Source organism: Acinetobacter sp. YH12152, assembly GCF_013418285.1.
Classification (GTDB): domain Bacteria; phylum Pseudomonadota; class Gammaproteobacteria; order Pseudomonadales; family Moraxellaceae; genus Acinetobacter; species Acinetobacter amyesii.
Window position 1 is genome coordinate 25,082 of record NZ_VPCH01000030.1, and the last position, 18,993, is coordinate 44,074.

Annotated in this window: 13 protein-coding genes; 10 read left to right on the top strand and 3 right to left on the bottom strand. The window is 37.7% G+C overall.

Annotated elements, in window-relative coordinates; translation table 11 throughout:
* Positions 1-106: 106 nt before the first annotated feature.
* A complete protein-coding gene (locus tag FTU83_RS10810; protein WP_180106491.1) occupies positions 107-922 on the top strand; it encodes a hypothetical protein in 816 nt (271 codons plus the stop codon).
* A gap of 220 nt (positions 923-1,142) precedes the next feature.
* On the opposite strand, the gene FTU83_RS10815 is transcribed toward FTU83_RS10810, so the two are convergent.
* Together FTU83_RS10815 and FTU83_RS10820 are read right to left on the bottom strand one after the other, a co-directional pair.
* Positions 1,143-1,301, bottom strand: a complete 159-nt coding sequence (locus tag FTU83_RS10815; RefSeq protein ID WP_168379604.1) for a hypothetical protein — start codon at positions 1,299-1,301, stop codon at positions 1,143-1,145.
* Between the two features lie 121 nt (positions 1,302-1,422).
* On the bottom strand, positions 1,423-2,304 hold the full coding sequence (locus FTU83_RS10820; RefSeq protein ID WP_078193328.1) for a LysR family transcriptional regulator: 882 nt from the start codon (positions 2,302-2,304) through the stop codon (positions 1,423-1,425).
* A gap of 163 nt (positions 2,305-2,467) precedes the next feature.
* Here FTU83_RS10820 and FTU83_RS10825 point away from each other — a divergent pair, with 163 nt between their 5' ends.
* The 9 genes from FTU83_RS10825 to FTU83_RS10865 all read left to right on the top strand — a co-directional run bounded on the left by FTU83_RS10825 (position 2,468) and on the right by FTU83_RS10865 (position 18,675).
* Positions 2,468-3,985 carry a CoA-acylating methylmalonate-semialdehyde dehydrogenase gene (locus FTU83_RS10825; protein ID WP_180106493.1) on the top strand — a complete coding sequence of 506 codons (1,518 nt, stop codon included), beginning with the start codon at positions 2,468-2,470 and terminating at the stop codon, positions 3,983-3,985.
* Between the two features lie 15 nt (positions 3,986-4,000).
* Positions 4,001-4,900 carry a 3-hydroxyisobutyrate dehydrogenase gene (mmsB, locus tag FTU83_RS10830; RefSeq protein WP_180106495.1) on the top strand — a complete coding sequence of 300 codons (900 nt, stop codon included), beginning with the start codon at positions 4,001-4,003 and terminating at the stop codon, positions 4,898-4,900.
* A gap of 80 nt (positions 4,901-4,980) precedes the next feature.
* Complete coding sequence (locus tag FTU83_RS10835) at positions 4,981-6,636, top strand: AMP-binding protein (RefSeq protein WP_180106497.1); 1,656 nt, start codon at positions 4,981-4,983, stop codon at positions 6,634-6,636.
* A 120-nt stretch (positions 6,637-6,756) separates the two neighbouring features.
* On the top strand, positions 6,757-7,884 hold the full coding sequence (locus tag FTU83_RS10840) for an acyl-CoA dehydrogenase family protein (protein WP_180106509.1): 1,128 nt from the start codon (positions 6,757-6,759) through the stop codon (positions 7,882-7,884).
* Between the two features lie 79 nt (positions 7,885-7,963).
* Entirely contained in the window at positions 7,964-8,737 is a 774-nt protein-coding gene (locus FTU83_RS10845) for an enoyl-CoA hydratase (RefSeq protein WP_180106499.1), read from the top strand.
* Between the two features lie 23 nt (positions 8,738-8,760).
* Entirely contained in the window at positions 8,761-9,786 is a 1,026-nt protein-coding gene (locus tag FTU83_RS10850) for an enoyl-CoA hydratase/isomerase family protein (RefSeq protein WP_180106501.1), read from the top strand.
* A gap of 202 nt (positions 9,787-9,988) precedes the next feature.
* Positions 9,989-11,326 carry an MFS transporter gene (locus tag FTU83_RS10855; RefSeq protein ID WP_180106503.1) on the top strand — a complete coding sequence of 446 codons (1,338 nt, stop codon included), beginning with the start codon at positions 9,989-9,991 and terminating at the stop codon, positions 11,324-11,326.
* Positions 11,327-12,248: 922 nt separating this feature from the next.
* Positions 12,249-17,294: an AAA domain-containing protein gene (locus FTU83_RS10860; RefSeq protein WP_180106505.1), complete on the top strand. Its 5,046-nt coding sequence runs from the start codon at positions 12,249-12,251 to the stop codon at positions 17,292-17,294.
* Entirely contained in the window at positions 17,287-18,675 is a 1,389-nt protein-coding gene (locus tag FTU83_RS10865; protein ID WP_180027270.1) for a hypothetical protein, read from the top strand. The genes FTU83_RS10860 and FTU83_RS10865 overlap by 8 nt, the downstream gene beginning before the upstream one ends.
* 222 nt (positions 18,676-18,897) lie before the next feature.
* Here the strand turns inward: FTU83_RS10865 and FTU83_RS10870 are convergent.
* The coding region (locus FTU83_RS10870) for a transposase domain-containing protein (protein ID WP_179992416.1) at positions 18,898-18,993 on the bottom strand (96 nt) is incomplete at its 5' end.

Below are 18,993 nucleotides of genomic sequence, written 5' to 3' on the forward strand. Positions count from 1 at the left end.
TGTTTTTTCAAAATCACTGTATCTAGTTTTAAGCTTGAATTTTTTATAAGGTGCATAGACCACAACACTTGTGGCGTCAAATGGTATGGAAGTTAGGGAGTTGAGTATGTTTAAAGCCAGTGAATTAGAACTGTTACAACATTTACTGGTGGATGTTCCATTGACAGATTCAACGCTGCATCTGTTGCAACAACAGCATACTAATTTAGAAGCGGTGCTTTTACGAAGTCGAATTTTGCGCCAAGTACAGCAAGTGGGCTATGTCAGTATTTGTCAGGAGTATATGCACGCCAAGGCTGAAAATGCGGCTTTTTTATTTGCACCCTTTATCTTAGCGAATTTGAATCAGAAGGTGATCTACGCTACACTGCAAAGCCCTGAAAATGTTGCAATATTAAATCGTTATTATCATGCTGAGGCTAAACTTAGCGCATTTAAAGTTGATGATGTTTTATCGGGACTCAATGTCTACATTGAGCTACATAATGAACAGCTATCGCCAGCAGAATACTTCTATTTTAGTTTGATCAATAGCTTATGTAATCCGAAAGTTTCCAAAATCATATGTATTACACATCTACATATCGACTTAGAAAAATTAAAACAGCTCGCTGAATTTTTAGATGTTGAAATCCATGTCTTGGCGGATAAAGTTGAACCGATTGATTTTGATCTAAATAAAATCAATATGTTAAAGCTGCTATTTAAAGACAAAGATCAGCAATATATCGATTTATGCCAAAAGTTTTCGTTTATCAATGCGAAAATTTTACAACGATTAGGTTTATATGAGTTTGACCGTGCGCAAGTCTTGGTAGAAGACATGTTTTATTCAGAACACATCTTTGAAAAAATGTCGGTCTACGGTGAATATATTCAAACGCATCTACAGCACCAAGTTAAAAAGCAAAGTCCTGCATAAGCTATTCAGATGGGAAAGTAATTTTATATCTGTGATATGATCACTTTAAAAATGCAAAAAGCTTGTAAATGTAGACTTACAAGCTTTTTTTAAATTCAAATTTAAAACCAAATTATTTGGCCTAATGATCATATTAATACTTTATGAACTGATCATGAGCGAACATGAAATGTAAGATATACATGCAATAGCGAGTTGCAATAAGCGAATAGATTATCGCTTAAGGTAGATAAGAATTATCTGCACCAACGACAAACGCTACACCAATACAGAATAAAAGCACATAGATTGAGAACCAAATAATGGCACGTTTAAAGGCCTTATCTGAAATTTCACTGTCTGCATATTTTTGCGGTTTTTTAGGCTCTTGATTGCTCATAAGATGTACTCTAAATCCCTAGTGGTTATAGGTGATTATTGGGGTATATCGCTTGAAAGCATAGATACAACATTCATCTAAATTTCTATAACAGTTATAGTTTAGAAGAAGCCATCCTGACTTAATCCATTAATAAACTATGATATTGATCGGTTCTTTTTCTCAAAAAGTCCCAGACCAGCTTAATGCGCGGCTCATGTTGTAAATCGACTAAGGTCAGCATCCAAAAGGTATGCACAAAACGAACATCTTGCGCCAAGACTTGTTCTAATTCGGGTTTTTCCTCTGCCAAAAACTTGGGCAATATTGCCAATCCTGCACCCGCACTCACGGCAATTTGTTGTGCCAAAATACTACTACTTCTAAAGTTTGCATTGAGCTGAATAGGTAAGCGCTCTAAACAATACAGTTCAGGGCTATAGACCAAATCATCTATATAGTTCACAAAAGTGTGTGATTTTAAATCTTCTAAGGTATGAATGGGTTGCGTGTTTTTTAAGTATTCCTTACTGCCATAAATCTTTAAACAATAGTCTGCTAGTCGAGTAATGATATAGGGCCCAGATTTCGGTCGATCGATGGAAATAACAATATCTGCTTCACGATGTGAAAGCTTGATCATTTTCGGGACAGGAATAAGGTCGATAGTCAGCAAGGGGTATTTTTTGGACAATTCTGCCAAGAGCTGTGTCAAAAATGCTGTTCCAAACCCTTCGGGTGTGCCAATTCGCACACGACCTTGCATAGGTTGGTTGGGTTTTTCGATTTGTAAAAAGGCCTGTTCCATTTGTTCAACGCGAGGAACCAGTGCCAAACCTTCTAAAGTGAGCTCATAACCTGTGGCTTCACGTTTAAATAATGGTGTGCCTAAAGCCAGTTCTAGCGCATGTATGCGTCGAGAAACTGTACTGTGCTCAACACCGATAATACGTGCGGTATTGGTTAGGGTTTTCGCACGAGCCAAAACCAAAAAATACTGTAAATGATCCCAATCTACTTTCATTGTTATTGTCATCCCTGTGCATATTTGCACATCAATCGTGCGTGAATCTCTATTGGTAGTCAAAATTTTCTTTGCTAGTTTGAAGTGAATTGGAAAATATAAATATAAGGCTTTTGGATATTTTCTAAGTCAGTACAAAACAATAAGTGCCTATGGAGAGGTCATGAACACAATGTCAAATATTCAGTCATCGACGGCTAAATTATTAATTAACGGTAAATTTGTAGAGTCAAACACTACAGAGTGGCAAGACATTTTAAATCCTGCAACTCAAGAGGTTTTGGGTCGTGTACCAATGGCGACTATGGAAGAAGTGGATGCAGCGATTGCTTCAGCTCAAGAGGCGTTTAAAACTTGGCGCTTAACACCCGTTCAAGCACGTATGCGTATTATGCTGAAACTACAAGATCTGATCCGTAGCAATATGAAAGACATTGCCCGTGTACTGACTGCTGAGCAAGGAAAGACGCTAGCAGATGCTGAGGGTGATATTCAACGTGGTTTAGAAGTCGTTGAGCATGCATGTTCGGTTGGCACACTTCAAATGGGCGAATATATAGAAGGTGTGGCACGTGGTGTGGATACCTATACTTTGCAACAACCTTTGGGTGTATGCGCAGGAATTACGCCATTTAACTTTCCTGCGATGATTCCACTGTGGATGTTCCCAATGGCTATTGTCAATGGAAATACCTTTGTTCTAAAGCCATCTGAACAAGATCCATTGTCGACCATGATGCTTGTCGAACTTGCGATTGAAGCCGGTATACCAGCAGGCGTATTGAACGTAGTGCATGGTGGTAAAGACGTCGTTGATCGTTTATGCACACATCAAGCTATTAAGGCCATTTCATTTGTAGGCTCTACAGCTGTTGGTACACATGTATATAACCTTGCAGGACAGCATGGAAAACGTGTGCAGTCGATGATGGGGGCTAAAAACCATGTGGTGGTGATGCCAGATGCCAATAAAGAACAAACCTTAAATGCTCTCGTTGGTGCAGCATTCGGTGCGGCGGGTCAGCGTTGTATGGCTTTGTCGGTAGCTGTCATGGTTGGTGAAAGTAAAGAATGGGTCAATGAACTGGTTGAAAAAGCCAAAACGCTGAAGGTCAATGCAGGGCATGAGCCGAATACCGATATTGGCCCAGTTATTTCACCTCGCGCAAAAGCACGTGTACTGGATTTAATTCAAAGCGGTGTAGAGCAAGGTGCGGAGTTGCTGCTGGATGGTCGTGATGTTCAAGTCATCGGCTATGAGCAAGGAAACTTTGTCGGAGCAACGATTTTTAATCAAGTTTCAACCGATATGCGCATCTATACCGAAGAGATCTTTGGACCCGTATTAGCCATTATTCATGTCGATACTCTGGAGCAGGCGATTGAATTGATTAATGCCAATCCATTTGGCAACGGTGTCGGACTATTTACACAAAGCGGTGCAGTCGCACGTACATTCCAAAGCGATATCGATATTGGTCAAGTGGGTATCAACATTCCAATTCCTGTACCTGTACCTTTCTTTAGCTTTACAGGATCGCGTGGTTCAAAACTGGGTGACTTAGGTCCATATGGTAAGCAAGCAGTTCAGTTCTATACACAAACCAAAACCATCACCAGTCGTTGGTTCGAAGATACACAAGAAAAAGGTGAAGTGAATACCACCATTAACCTACGTTAATTTAGGAGTTCAAGGATGAATATTGCCTTTATCGGTTTAGGAAACATGGGCGGAAAAATGGCTCAAAACCTACTCAAAGCAGGTTTTACGGTTTACGGTTTCGACTTAAGCGAAATTGCGATTCAGCATTTTACTGAAGCAGGTGGCATCGTTTGCCAAAGCCCACAAGATGCCGCGAAACAAGCAGATGTCGTGATTAGCATGTTGCCTGCTGCCAAGCATGTTAAAGAGGTGTATTTGGGTGAAGATGGTGTGTTGGCGGTAATGAAAGCAGGAAGCTTATGTATCGATAGCAGTACCATTGATCCGCAAACCATTAAGGATATAGCCGAGGCGGGTGCTGCACATCAGATAAAAATCTGTGATGCACCTGTTTCAGGCGGAACTATTGGTGCTCAGGCAGGTACATTAACCTTTATGGTCGGTTCAGATGATCAAACCTTTGAAAAAACCAAAGCGGTATTGGGCCACATGGGTAAAAACATTGTGCATTGTGGTGATGTGGGTGCAGGTCAAATTGCGAAAATTTGCAATAACTTGATTCTTGGTATTTCCATGGCAGCCGTTGCTGAAGGTATGGCACTCGGTGCGCGTCTGGGAATTGATCCTCAAGCCTTAGCGGGTGTGGTGAATAGTTCGAGTGGACGTTGCTGGAGTTCGGATGTATGTAATCCATGGCCGGGTATCTCAGCAAATGCACCTGCGGGACGTGGCTATACTGATGGTTTTGCAACGCAGTTGATGTTGAAAGATTTAGGGCTGGCTGTAGAAGCCGCAGGACAAGTCAAACAGCCGATTATTTTAGGCGGACTGGTTCAGCAAATGTATCAACAGCTGTGTTTACAAGGTAATGCACACTTAGATTTTTCAAGCATTGTGCAGCAATATTTACCTAAGGATGCTGAATCGCTTTGAACACCAATCTAGCCTAGGGATGGCTAAAAACACTAACACTCGTGTCGGAATAACAATAAATTGAGACTGAGGTAGAGAAGATGTCGAATTATCAAGATGTTGCAAAGGCATTTGACTTAAATCATGCTGCCAAAGAAATGTTATCAGGCTCTTTAGAGCAATTAAATGCATGTTATGAATGCTGCGACCGTCATGCGATTGATCAAGATAAGGTTGCACTGTATTGGCAAGGCAAAGATGGGCGGAAAGAACAATATACCTTTGCAGAGCTGCAACAGTTGTCAAGCCAATTTGCCAATTTTTTAAAGTCACAGGGTGTGCAAAAAGGTGATCGTGTATCGGGTTTATTACCCCGTACAGTTGAATTACTTGTGATGATTTTAGGGGCTTGGCGAATAGGTGCTGTATATCAACCGCTATTTACCGCCTTTGGCCCCAAAGCCATTGAACATCGTTTACACCTTGCACAAAGCAAATTGGTGATTAGCGATGTTGGTAATCGCAGTAAATTAGATGAAGTTGCACATTGTCCCCAAATCGTTACTGTTGCAGATCGAGCGGGTCAAGGGATTCAACAGGGAGATTTAAACTTTTGGGATGAAGTAAACGCACAGTCTACAGATTGTGAAATTGTCCTACAGAGCATCAATGATCCATTTCTTTTGATGTTTACTTCAGGTACTACAGGTCCTGCAAAGCCCTTAGAAGTCCCGCTTAAAGCTTTGATCGCTTTTGGTCAATATATGAAAAATGCGGTAGGGCTACGTGAAGATGATTCGTTTTGGAATATTGCCGATCCGGGTTGGGCTTATGGTTTGTATTACGGAATTACTGGGCCACTTTTACTTGGACATGCAACACTCTTTTACGAAGGTGGTTTTAGCATTGATAGTTTGTGTCAGATCGTAGATGACTACAAAGTGACGAACCTTGCAGGCGCACCGACAGCGTATCGGATGATGATGGCAGCTGATCCTGAACAAATGGCAAAACTCAAAGGGAAATTTCGAGTCGTCAGTAGCGCTGGTGAGCCGCTTAACCCTGAAGTGTTCCGCTGGTTTAAACAAGTTTTAGATGCACCGATCTTTGACCATTATGGTCAGACTGAAGTTGGTATGGTGGTGTGTAATCATCATGGCTTACAACATGATATTCGCGCAGGTGTCGCAGGTTATGCCAGTCCGGGATATCGCGTGGCGGTTGTTGATGAACAAGGGCAAGAGTTAGCTGCAGGAGCGCCGGGAGTACTGGCTGTCGATATCAGTCTATCACCGATGATGTGGTTTGGTGGATATAAAGAAAGTCGTAAGTCACCCTTTGTAAAGCATTATTACCTCACTGGTGATACTGCAGAATTACACGCAGATGGCAGTATGAGCTTCGTTGGTCGTAATGATGATGTGATTACAACATCCGGTTATCGTATCGGGCCATTCGATGTAGAAAGCGCTTTACTTGAGCATGATGCAGTGATTGAAGCTGCGGTCATTGGTGTGCCTGATCCAGATCGGACAGAAATCGTAAAAGCTTTTGTAATTTTAGCTGAGCATGTCACAGCGTCAGAAGAATTAGCGGAGCAGCTAGGGCAATTTGTGAAAAAGCGCTTATCTGCACATGCTTATCCACGATTGGTGGAGTTTGTTCAAGAACTACCGAAAACTCCAAGTGGAAAAATTCAGCGTTTCTTATTAAGAAATCAAGAGATTGCGAAACAATCCACGCAGCATGCAAGTTAAATGACGTAACGATTAACCCTAAATGAATGCCGAACAATCAGGATCAAAATCAAGCTTTCATTCAGTTTTAGTCATTTTCAAACTGGATGAAAGCAAATGATTGATGTACAGGAAGATAAGATGCAATTTACCGAAGAACAATTATTAATTCAGGACATGGCACGCAGTTTCGCGCAGGAACAAATTAAACCTCAAGCGGCTGAATGGGATAAAAACGGTACCTTTCCCAAAGCGGCTTTAGCACAGATGGGTGAACTGGGTTTATTGGGCATGCTGGTATCAGATGAATGGGGTGGTTCAGATACAGGTAATCTTGCCTATGTTATGGCTTTAGAAGAGATTGCCGCGGCAGATGGAGCAACCTCAACTATTATGAGTGTACATAACTCGGTAGGCTGTGTTCCTATTGCTAAATTTGGCACAGAAGAACAAAAGCAGAAATATTTAGTGCCTTTAGCACAAGGCAAAATGATCGGGGCATTTGCATTAACTGAGCCGCATACGGGTTCAGATGCTGCTGCCATTAAAACTCGTGCAGTCAAAGATGGTAATGAATGGGTGATTAATGGTGCTAAGCAGTTTATTACCTCTGGACATAATGCAGGGGTCATTATTGTCTTTGCTGTGACTGACCCAAGTGCAGGGAAAAAAGGCATGAGTGCTTTTATTGTCCCAAGAGAAACATCCGGTTATGAAGTGATTCGTACTGAAGAAAAGCTTGGATTACATGCCTCAGATACCTGCCAAATTGCACTCACAGACGTGCGAGTGCATGAAAGCCTAATGTTAGGAAAAGAAGGCGAAGGTTTGAAAATCGCCTTATCAAATCTAGAAGGCGGTCGTATTGGTATAGCGGCGCAAGCAGTTGGTCTTGCACGTGCAGCATTAGAAGAAGCAACCCGATATGCCAAAGAGCGTATTACCTTTGGAAAGCCGATCTTTGAACATCAGGCAGTTGCGTTCCGATTGGCAAGTATGGCAACAGAAATAGAGGCCGCACGCCAATTGGTCTATCACGCGGCACGTTTAAAAGAAGCAGGACAACCTTGCTTAAATGAAGCGTCTATGGCCAAGCTTTTTTCATCTGAAATGGCTGAACGTGTTTGCTCAGCAGCATTACAAGTCTTTGGAGGTTATGGCTATCTCAAAGATTTCCCTATAGAACGTATATATCGTGATGCACGTATTTGCCAAATCTATGAAGGCACGAGTGATATCCAACGTTTAGTAATTGCCCGTAGCTTATAACGTCTTTAAGACATTTAAAACGACAAGGCTTCAGATATGAAGCCTACTCATAAATATTGAACATATATAGGGATCTCACATGCAATTTGAAACGATTCTGCTCGAAAAGAACAATGGTGTTGGACTCATTATTTTAAATCGTCCTCAGGCCTTAAATGCGTTGAATAGCACATTAATTCAAGACCTTAATACTGCCTTGGATGATCTAGATCGAGATCCCACCATTGGTTGTATGGTTATTACAGGTTCAGAAAAAGCCTTTGCCGCTGGCGCAGATATTAAAGAAATGGCTGAACTGAGTTTCCCAAATATTTATTTGGATGATTTTTTTCATCTGGCAGATCGAATTGCTCAGCGCCGTAAACCTTTAATTGCAGCTGTCAGTGGTTATGCGTTGGGTGGAGGCTGTGAGTTAGCACTCATGTGCGACTTTATTTACTGTGCCGATAATGCAAAATTCGGTTTACCAGAAGTGACTTTGGGAGTAATCCCAGGGATAGGTGGGACACAGCGCTTAACGCTTGCTATTGGTAAGGCCAAAGCAATGGAAATGTGTCTGACTGCGAGACAAATGGGCGCAGTAGAAGCAGAGCAGAGTGGTTTAGTTGCTCAAGTCTTCCCTAAAGAGGAGTTGGTCGAAAAGACCTTAAAAGCTGCTGAAAAAATAGCCGAAAAATCTGTAGTCGCAACCATGATGATCAAAGAGTCAATTAACCGTGCATTTGAAGTCAGTTTGCAAGAAGGTTTACGTTTTGAACGTAGAACATTCCATTCGATTTTTGCAACTCAAGACCAAAAAGAAGGCATGCAAGCATTTGTTGAAAAGCGCCAAGCCAATTTTAAAGACAATTAAAAATAAAAAAGGATGATATGGATATGAGTACAAATAACTTAATGATTGAAGAACATGGACATTTAGGCCAAATCAGTTTAGATCGCGTGGCAAGTTTAAATGCCTTGTCTTTGGAAATGATCCAAGGAATTCAACAGCAATTAGCACTATGGGCTGATCAAACCAATATTCATGCCGTACTTATTCGCTCAAATAGTCCCAAAGCATTTTGTGCAGGTGGAGATATTCGCTATCTCTATGATAGTTATATGAATGGTAGAGAAGATCATCAAGCTTATTTTCAAGCTGAATATGAAATGCTGAATACCATTCGTGCGTATGAAAAACCCATTATTGTCATACTCGATGGCTATGTACTTGGCGGTGGATTTGGCTTAGCGCAAGCATGTCATGTGCTTGTGAGTAGCGAAAAATCTAGATTTGCCATGCCTGAAACTGCCATTGGATTTTTCCCAGATGTGGCTGCGACACACTTTTTATCACGTTTGGATGATATTGGTGTGTACATGGCAACTACGGGCGATCAAATCAGTGCCAGCGATGCGTTGTATCTAGATTTGATTGACTACCATGTTCCGAGTGAGCAACTTGTTCAATTAGAAGAAGATTTAAGAAATTCTAAGCAACTAAGTAAGGAAAATATTGAACAATTGATTGCGAAATATATTACTCGACCAGCGGAAAGTGAACTTAGTCAAAATGCAGATTTAATTCGTAAGCATTTTGGTTTTGAGAGCATTGATGCCATTGAAAATAGTCTTGAAAATGAACAGCATAATGATGCTCAAGTGTGGGCGTTAAAAATACGGAATACATTGGAACAACGCTCTCCAATCGCGAAAAGGATCAGTTTACAACTACAGCATTTAGGTCGTGGGCTTTCTCTAAAGCAATGCATGCAAATTGAACGACATTTGCAAGATGTTTGGTTTCAACATGGCGATATTGTCGAAGGTGTTCGCGCATTAATTGTGGATAAAGACAAACAGCCAAAGTGGCAACAGTCTAGTCCGACTTTAGACAAAATAATGGAGGAAATATCTATTTAATCAGTAGGTTTATATTTTTAACGGTTCAAACCCTTGGTCAATATTCATATTTGATTTTATGTTCGATATGAACCAGTGACTCAGCGTAAATTAAACACATATAAGATCTAAAAATATTGATTTTCATGAAGAAAATCATCATACAAATCAAGCATCGTGAAAATGCAACGTAGAAATATCTTGCAGAATAAGGAAGATAACAATGCAAAATGTACAGGGAAACACAGCTCCACCAGCTAAGTCCTCGCATCGTTTAGCGGGTATTTCCAGCATGGTGGGTACAACCATCGAATGGTATGACTTTTTTATCTATGGTGCTGCCGCAGCACTCATTTTCAATCGACTTTTTTTCCCAAATCTTGATCCATTAACTGGCGTATTAGCAGCATTTGCCACTTATGCTGTAGGCTTTATTGGTCGACCACTTGGTGGAATTGTTTTTGGTCATTTCGGCGATAAAATTGGTCGTAAATCAATGTTATTGGTCACATTAATGTTGATGGGTATTCCAACGGTGATGATTGGGTTGTTACCGACATTTGAAACCATTGGTTATTGGGCAACGGTCTGTTTAATTATTTTAAGATTTATACAGGGCATGGCCATGGGTGGAGAATGGGGCGGAGCAGTCCTCATGGCGGTAGAGCATGCGCCAGCGGGTAAAAAAGGCTTTTGGGGAAGTTTACCGCAAGCCAGTACAGGTGGTGGTTTATTGCTCGCTTCGGTGGCTTTAGGTCTAGTCTCAATGTTGCCTGAAGAAGCACTTTTTAGCTGGGGTTGGCGTCTACCATTTTTAGCCAGCATTATTTTACTGGCTGTAGGTTGGTATATTCGTGTAAAAGTACCTGAATCACCAGACTTTGAAAAAGTTAAAGCTCAAACCAAATCAATTAAAGTTCCAGCAAAACAAGTGTTTAAAAATCATCCTAAGCAGTTGATTACGATTATTTTATCTCGAGCTGCTGAAAATGCTTGGTTCTATTTGGCATCGACATTTGCTTTAGCCTATACCACCACACAGCTAAATATTCCTAGGCAAGATATCTTGTTTGCAACGATTTGTGGTGCTGCAGTCATCATGGTTATTACGCCAATTTTTGGACATTTGTCTGATAAAGTTGGGCAAAAAAACATGTTTAGATTTGGTTTATGCGTACTGGCTTTATACAGCTATCCATTTTTTGCGATGTTAAATACTAAAGATCCAGTATGGGTTTGGACGGCCATAGTGATTGGTATTGGTGTGGTTTTTCCTTTGATGTATGCGCCGCAGTCACAGTTATTTTCGCGCCAATTTCCAGCAGAAATACGTTATAGCGGTATTTCAATCTCAGTTCAATTTGCAGGCGTGCTAGGTGGTGGTTTAGCTCCATTAATCGCGACAAAATTGCTAAGTATTGGTGATGGAAGCCCAAATTTAATTATTGCGTATATTTCAGGCTTTGCAGTGATTGCGATTATTGCATCATCATTCTTAAAGCCGGATCAAATAGAGCGAAAGGAAAATGCATTTAGCAGTGAGGAAATCAAATCTTCCTAAATCAACAATCAGGTAAACAGTAGGCTGATTTAAATATAGAAATTAATGTGAATTAGCCGTAGCAATCGTTGTTATGGCTTTTTTCTTGTCTGAGGATTGTAGCAGGACAAATAATATTGTCAGTATTGCGTAGGATCTTGGCGGCACAAAATATGTTTGATGTGTAAGAGCAACAAATCAAGTTTGTTACACAGATGAAAGATTTAAGCATCAATAAATTAAAAAAATTAAATATCAAAGTCTTAATTATACTATTGCCCATTATAAGTACCTTATTTCTGTGTTGTCTGATTAAAATATTGATATATATTTATTATTTTATAATTTCATGAAAGTTGTGTTGCAATTTAAAACATTGATGATTGTTGTTATAAAAAACAACACAAGAAGCAACACTTAAGAAGAGTGTTGCTTTGTTTTATGGTATTTAGCATCAGTTATAAAACTGTCTTTTCAAAAATTTATAGTTGTAAAAAATGTAAATTTGATTAATGGCTAGTTTCTTAAGTTTTACTTAATAGTATGATTTATTGAAAAAAATACTTTACTTTTTCTGAAAAAATGAATAATTTATATTCAATTAATTATTCATGGCTCAATTATAGCCAAGGAAAGATAACTAAAAAGACCTACCTAAATTTGAGCTCGTACACAATTGTACTGGCCATAACTATATCACCAAGTTTTAAATTTAGTAAAAGTTGCAAGTCTAGAAAATTATAGATTTTATTTTTACGTCTATGGTTTATGGATTTGTTTTTTAATCTGTTTTTTTACAGGACGTATTTTTATGTTTATTTCTTATATTCATATATTAATTAATTTTATTTCAACTACTTACCACTTAATTGATTTAATTCTTAATATCTATTTTTTTATTGACTTGATTTTCAATATCTATGTTTTATGGATTTAACTTTTTATGTCTTTAATTATTAAAACCCAAGCAAATGGGCTTCATCAGCACGAAACTGAAGCTATCTCCAAAATTCAAGAAGCATTTAGTGTTGACGATGAAATGCGAAAAAATAGTCCTTGGTATGGTTATGCCGGCTATACATTAGTTGATAAGATTTCAAAAAAAGAAGCAGAGTTTGATTTAATCTTAGTTACTAACAGTGTTCTCATAGTTATTGAATTGAAAAACTGGAATGGTAAATCGATTAAGTCTGCCAATGGTAATTGGTATATGGACGAGCGTGATATGGGGGTATCACCTGTTTCATTGACACGCCAAAAACAATTCATCCTTGTCAATAAATTAAAGGGGCTCAAAGATAAATTTCAGGGAAATCCTGGTTTTGTTCCAAGGGTGTATTTCTTTGTTGTAATGTGTGGCAAGGTTAATTTTTCAAATCTGCCCGATGATGAAAAAAATCATGTCATTAGCCTTGATAAATTCTTAAAATTTGCCGATAAGCATTCATTTAATAAAGAATTTAAGCCACATCCAAGTGCCCAGCATCTTTATAAAGATTTTGACCTTATTGATAAAGTCTTTATGCAGAAAGTTACACAACCTAAAAAAATCATTGTTCAAAAATATAAGCAAGATGATGAGATTCTAAGTCACCCTAAAAAGCTATATACCGAATACGAAGCTACCTCAACTATTTCACGCTCCGACAAAGCAATCATAAGACAGTGGATGTTTTCAAATTTTAAGGAATTGAGTATTCAATCTCCTAAAATGAGAGCAGCATTGTTGAATCATGAGCGAGTTATTAGTGCTGAATTTAAACAAAGCAGCCATTTGTACAATACGGCACTTGTTCCATTAATCATGCCAAATGAAGAGCAAATTACTCAACAGTACAATGAATTGGTTGAGTATCGTCAAAGTCATCTTAGATTTAATGATTTTATTACTACGATTTGCCCGAATTTGAATGAAGAAGATAAGTTAAATCTAATTCAGATTTTACTCAGCAAGTTTTCTGAGATGCATAACCTAGGTATATCACATGGAGATATTAATTCGCATTGTATTTGGATATCGCCTGAAAAAGATGTGGCTATTTCACATTTTTTAACATCAGATTCAAAAAATATAGCTAATAATATTCGTGATTTACAACCTGATTTAGTATTTATTGCTGATGGGAAAGAATCAAAAATTGCTAATGTACAAGCGTTTAAAAAAGACGTCTATATGTTAGGGGTTATCGCATGGCATTTGTGGTCGAATATTCGTTTAACCCCAAAAGCTCTAAATAATATATGTGTTAATAGTGACCATTGGTTAGCAAACTTAGTGAGAAAGGCTATCAATCTTGAAATAGATGATGCTAGCCAATTGTTTAGAGAGTTCAATGCAAAACGACCTGTTCAAGCCGTAGATTTTATAGCCGATATTTCATGTTTAAATGAATATATCACTTCAGAAAGACTGAATAGATTATATCCAGAAGATGATGAAATTTATGAAGATGAAAAGAACGATATTATCTTATATCGTTCAGGTAATTTATGTGTCAAAGAATGGGCTGATGTTCATGTAAATGAATTTTCATCTAGCGATATTTTAAAATATCAGCACTTTTTTGAGCGTATTGAGGAAGCTAACTCCCAAAATTTATCATATTTACCAAGCATAGAAAGATTTGGTATTTCATTAAAATCAAGATCTTTATTTCTAGTTAGCAATTTTGTTGAAGGTATAACTGTTGATCAAATTGAAACTACGAAAGAATCAAAATTATTGTTGGCAGCTAATTTGATTGAGGCCATCATTCATCTACACAAGTTAGGTTTGCCAATCGGAAGAATTGACCAAAAAAGCCTCTTATTAAATTTGAATGATAACAGTTTTATTTTTAATGACATTATTGATATTAATGAATATCTAGATCACGAAAGTAAGTATTACCCATCCTACATTGATAATCCCACAAGTGAACAGTGCCAAAATTATGCAATTATGGTATTGGTATGTGAAATTCTAGGATTTGAAATAGGAAGTGATAGTTCAGAATTCAAATGGGTTAGCGATGCTGTAAATATAGAACTTAAAGAATCAGAATATCCTTTGGGTGATCTAAACCGTTTATTAGAAAGTATAGAAACTGAACAAATTCATGGTGATACTCCGACACTTCGAATTCCTGTGCCTGATAAGTTTACAGAGCTTAAAATTTTTGCAGACAATAAACGTATTTATCTAGCATTAGAAAAGGGACGTAACGCAAATGATATTATTGTTAAGATGCAAGGTGTTGGAGGGTCAATACAGTTTATTCTCGATCCAAATAGTAAGACTATACGCTTTGTAACTGGAGTGCGTGAGTCAGACGTTGTTCCACATTACGTCATAGATCAGGCTATGCTTGAAATAAATGTGGCTCTTGATATTAGACATTCTGTAGGTAGACCTGAATATGCTGAACTATCAGAATTTCTTTTTAAAATCGATGAGTTTTCAACAGCTATTAATGATGTCCTTCAAGAGCAAGCTAATGATCAAGATGAAAGTGTTGATGTAAGTAAAAATTTGGAGTTATCTGAAGACTACAAGGCAGATCAACAATTATTTACACAAGAAAATCAACTTCCAGTAGAACATTCATCAAAATCTAGAGATGACAACTTAAGCGATGATATTCAGAAACTAGCTGCTCTAAATATTGATACTAAGAAGCTATGGAAGGCAATTTTAGAGACTGAGACTGAGGCATTACCATATATCGTCTTGTCACAACCATTACATTTGGTTGATAGTAAAATTTACATTGCAAGATATGAAGATGATAATGATGTATTAGATAAGTTTCCTAAAGATTCACTTATAAGCCTAATTTACAAGACTATTGATTTTAATGGAGAAGATAGAGAATTTCGAGTAGGTGATATTGATATTCAGAACTCACTTGCAGGCGAATTAAGAGTTAAAGGTGTTAAACACGCCGATAAAATTAAGGTTGGTGAAGTTCTATATTTAAGAACAAAAGCTGATAAATCTTCATTCTTGAAAAGAAAAAATGCTTTAGAGCAAATTCTAAGAAGACAATCAGATATTCCAAACTTGGTAGAATATTTCGAGCCTAATTCAGATATTAGACCGACTCACTATGATATTACAGTCACTGATAAGGACTTCGAGAGATTTGATCAACATAATGAGCAAGGTGAGGTTGTTGTCAGTCTGAACAGTCTTCAACGCGAGGCTTTTCGAAAATTAATAAACTACGGGCCTGTTTCAATTCTACAAGGTCCTCCAGGAACAGGTAAAACTGAATTTATTGCAGCATTTGTTCACTTTCTTTTTGAAAAACAAAACGTCAATAATGTATTGATGGTCAGTCAATCACATGAAGCTGTTAATACTGCTGCTGAACGAATAAGAAAACACTCGCACCGCCTAAATACGCCTTTAGAGATTGTACGTTTCAGTAACAGAGAGAATGCAGTATCGAATAATCTAAAAGATGTATTTTCGGATTCGATCATATCCACACATCGCAATCTATTCTTAACGGAAATGGAAGATCGAGTTCTTTCTTTGAGTCAGTCGATAGGCGTTGACAGAGATTATTTGGCATGTGCTTTGTTTTTAAAAGTACATTTGTTTGGTCACTTATCTAGAATGTGGATATCAACAGAATCAGAAGATAATCAATTAATCTCCAAGGCTGAATGGAATAACCTGTCAACGAAGCTTATCGAAAGACTTAAGGATTATTCAAAGGAATTGCATACTTCATTATTAGGATGGAATAGTCGTCAGATACTAGATCGAGAAACTCAAATATGGGAGATGCTGGACGAGACTTTTGAGGTTCAGGGTAAGGCTGCAAATAACGCTAAAGCCTTGGTGCAAATTGCTTTCGACTATGATCAACTGATTGATAGTCCAAATGCTAATTACGAAACATACCTTTCTAAAACTAGACAATTTATCTGCGGTACCTGTGTAGGTATAGGACATCACTCTATTGACATTGCGAACCAATCATTCGATTGGGTCATTATTGATGAGTCAGCGAGGTCAATTTCTTCAGAATTGGCTATTGCGATGCAATCTGCTAAACGCATTTTATTAGTTGGAGATCATAAACAATTACCTCCATTATATTCACCTGAACATGCTAAAGCCCTTGGTCGAAAGTTAGGATTTACAAAAAACCGTATTGAAGCGAACTTAAAAAGTGATTTTGAACGATTATTTAATTCGCCGTATGGTAAGGCTGTACAGGGTAAGTTATTAGTTCAATATCGTATGGCTCCAGCAATTGGAGAAATGGTTTCTGCGTGTTTCTATGATGAGGAATTAGTAACAGGCGTTATTGAGCCTCTAGGTAAGCCTTACCAAGAGAAAATGGTTCGAATCGTACCAAATATATACCAGCATTGTTCGGTTCAAGAATTACGTTCTACTGTCACATGGGTCGATACGTCTGAAAAATTTAGTGATGGTGTTGGAACAACCTTCTTTAACAAGCATGAGGCTCGTAAGATTATTGGTTTGTTAGAAAAAATTCATGCAGATGAGGAGTTACTAAAAGAGTTAAAAGAACGATCTAAGCCTAATGAGCCTCCGATTGGCATTATATGTATGTATGGTGAACAAAAGCGTTATTTACGCAAGCAGTTCAATTCGAAAGCTTGGAATGAAGATTTTAGATCATTAGTAAAAATTGATACTGTCGATAGTTATCAGGGGAAAGAGAATAGAATCATCATTCTGTCTGTAACCCGAAATAGCCCAGATAACAAAATTGGATTCATGAACATGCCAAACCGAATTAATGTTGCATTATCTAGGGCAATGGATCGTTTAGTTATTTTTGGTGCTTCACGTTTATGGAGTATGCCAAAACATCAAGAATCACCGCTTGGTGAAGTGCTTAACTATATTAAGGAGTATTCAAGCGATAGGACACGTTACCAATATATTGCTGATAGAAAAAATGAATTCAAATTAAACGCAAATATCAAAACAAAGACAAGTCGAGGTATCAGTCATGAGTAATTACAGCATCCCATATCATGATGTTGATATTTTGATTCCGGCACAGAAGTTTGAAATAAAATTCAGTTATACATCAAGCCAAATGCCAAAATTTATTGATTCAATGATTATGCGTTTACTGCGTATCAGCCCAATGTCGGTCAAAAACATTGCAAACTTTTTGGGTATGAATCAAAGAGAGTCACGGATAGTTTTAGATCAACTGATTACAAATAACGAGATTGAGCTTAAACAAGATGGGTTATTTCATTTGACAAACAAATCAATGAAATACTTTACAACTGTGGATTCTATACCTAAGGTTGCTTCGATCTTGGAACATACACATGGTCTAGTTTATGAGCTTACTAATTTTAATTACATAGCTCAGAATCCTGATACTAATATGTACGGCTTAAAACTAATCGCTTCAAGCGAACATGCAGCAAATAGTGAAAGTATTGTTCGAGATAGATTTCAGAAGCAATTTTATCAACTCATTGAAGATGACATTATCACCCTAAAAAAAATGGATGGTAGACCGGCCATCTACAAAATGGGAACTGTAAAGAAGGTTAGGGAATGCACTGTACGTAAGTCGCTAGACCTTAATATAGATGCTCAAGCCGATCCACAACCTATAAAAGTCTTGGATTCTATTATGAGCGATGAGCTTAAAGATAAGACTTATCAGGTATTGGGTCAGAGTAAGAAAGGAAATAATATTCGAGATATCGTGAAGAACCTTGAAGGCTTCGAACAGTTAAATTTGCATCAATATTTTAAAGATAGTCGTTTTTTAGCATCAGTTGCATTATTTGATAGCTTAAATCCTATGGGAAATGAAGCAAATAATGGAAATCACCTGTTTATTGGACCTTGTTATAGCCAAGGTAATTCAAAACTGATATTGAATAAAATCAAAGATATTCTTGCGAAAAATCATCCTGTACAGAATATTTATTGGTTAGCTCCAGATGATGCATTTTGGGGTAAATCTCTTAGATTTAATACATTTGTCAATGCTTTGGGACAACTCAAAAATAAACAAAACGATGAAATACAGCTAAAGTGTTTTTTACCGATGTCAGATGAGCGAGATCGTGTTTCCTTACAAAATTATCGAAAGATCATTGCAAAAGAACATCAAAAATATTTTTACGGTATTAAAGAAGGGTTACTTGACGGTAATTGTGAAATCATTGCAGTTGAAAATGAATTTGTGGTGATAATTCTGCATGTATTGGATTCGGAAGCAGATTATTTAACCTCATTCCCAATAGGTTCTATTAGTGATGACAAGAGCTTGGCTAAGAGTATGGTGAGCTTATTCGAGGCTTGGCAACGTCCAAGAGATGAAAATGGAATTAGCTTCGGTTCAATGTTCAAAAAATCTAATTAATCATTACTATTAGCTTATATATGAACACAGATTGATCTTAGAAAAAGGAAGTTATCTATTTAAAGAAGTGTTAAATTTTAATAAATAAGGTAACTTCCGTATGTTCTATATTAACAATAAAATACCAAGTATATGTCTAATAAGTGATGGAATCTGCTTTGATATAATCTAGTTAAAGGATTAGAAGTAAAGTAAGCGTCCGCTGAACCCCATGCCTATTTTTTAATTCGATTTAGGTTTCCAGCGGTGTGGTAGCAATTCTTCAATCTGAGTCACTTTATGTGTCGGCAACCTTTTCAGCACATCACTTAAATAGGC

Coding starts and splice junctions, on each gene's coding strand:
- FTU83_RS10860 (WP_180106505.1), top strand. CDS start 12,249: ATGTCTTTAATTATTAAAACCCAAGCAAATGGGCTTCATCAGCACGAA.
- FTU83_RS10820 (WP_078193328.1), bottom strand. CDS start 2,304: ATGAAAGTAGATTGGGATCATTTACAGTATTTTTTGGTTTTGGCTCGT.
- FTU83_RS10810 (WP_180106491.1), top strand. CDS start 107: ATGTTTAAAGCCAGTGAATTAGAACTGTTACAACATTTACTGGTGGAT.
- FTU83_RS10855 (WP_180106503.1), top strand. CDS start 9,989: ATGCAAAATGTACAGGGAAACACAGCTCCACCAGCTAAGTCCTCGCAT.
- FTU83_RS10825 (WP_180106493.1), top strand. CDS start 2,468: ATGAACACAATGTCAAATATTCAGTCATCGACGGCTAAATTATTAATT.
- FTU83_RS10840 (WP_180106509.1), top strand. CDS start 6,757: ATGCAATTTACCGAAGAACAATTATTAATTCAGGACATGGCACGCAGT.
- FTU83_RS10845 (WP_180106499.1), top strand. CDS start 7,964: ATGCAATTTGAAACGATTCTGCTCGAAAAGAACAATGGTGTTGGACTC.
- FTU83_RS10815 (WP_168379604.1), bottom strand. CDS start 1,301: ATGAGCAATCAAGAGCCTAAAAAACCGCAAAAATATGCAGACAGTGAA.
- FTU83_RS10835 (WP_180106497.1), top strand. CDS start 4,981: ATGTCGAATTATCAAGATGTTGCAAAGGCATTTGACTTAAATCATGCT.
- FTU83_RS10865 (WP_180027270.1), top strand. CDS start 17,287: ATGAGTAATTACAGCATCCCATATCATGATGTTGATATTTTGATTCCG.
- FTU83_RS10850 (WP_180106501.1), top strand. CDS start 8,761: ATGAGTACAAATAACTTAATGATTGAAGAACATGGACATTTAGGCCAA.
- mmsB (WP_180106495.1), top strand. CDS start 4,001: ATGAATATTGCCTTTATCGGTTTAGGAAACATGGGCGGAAAAATGGCT.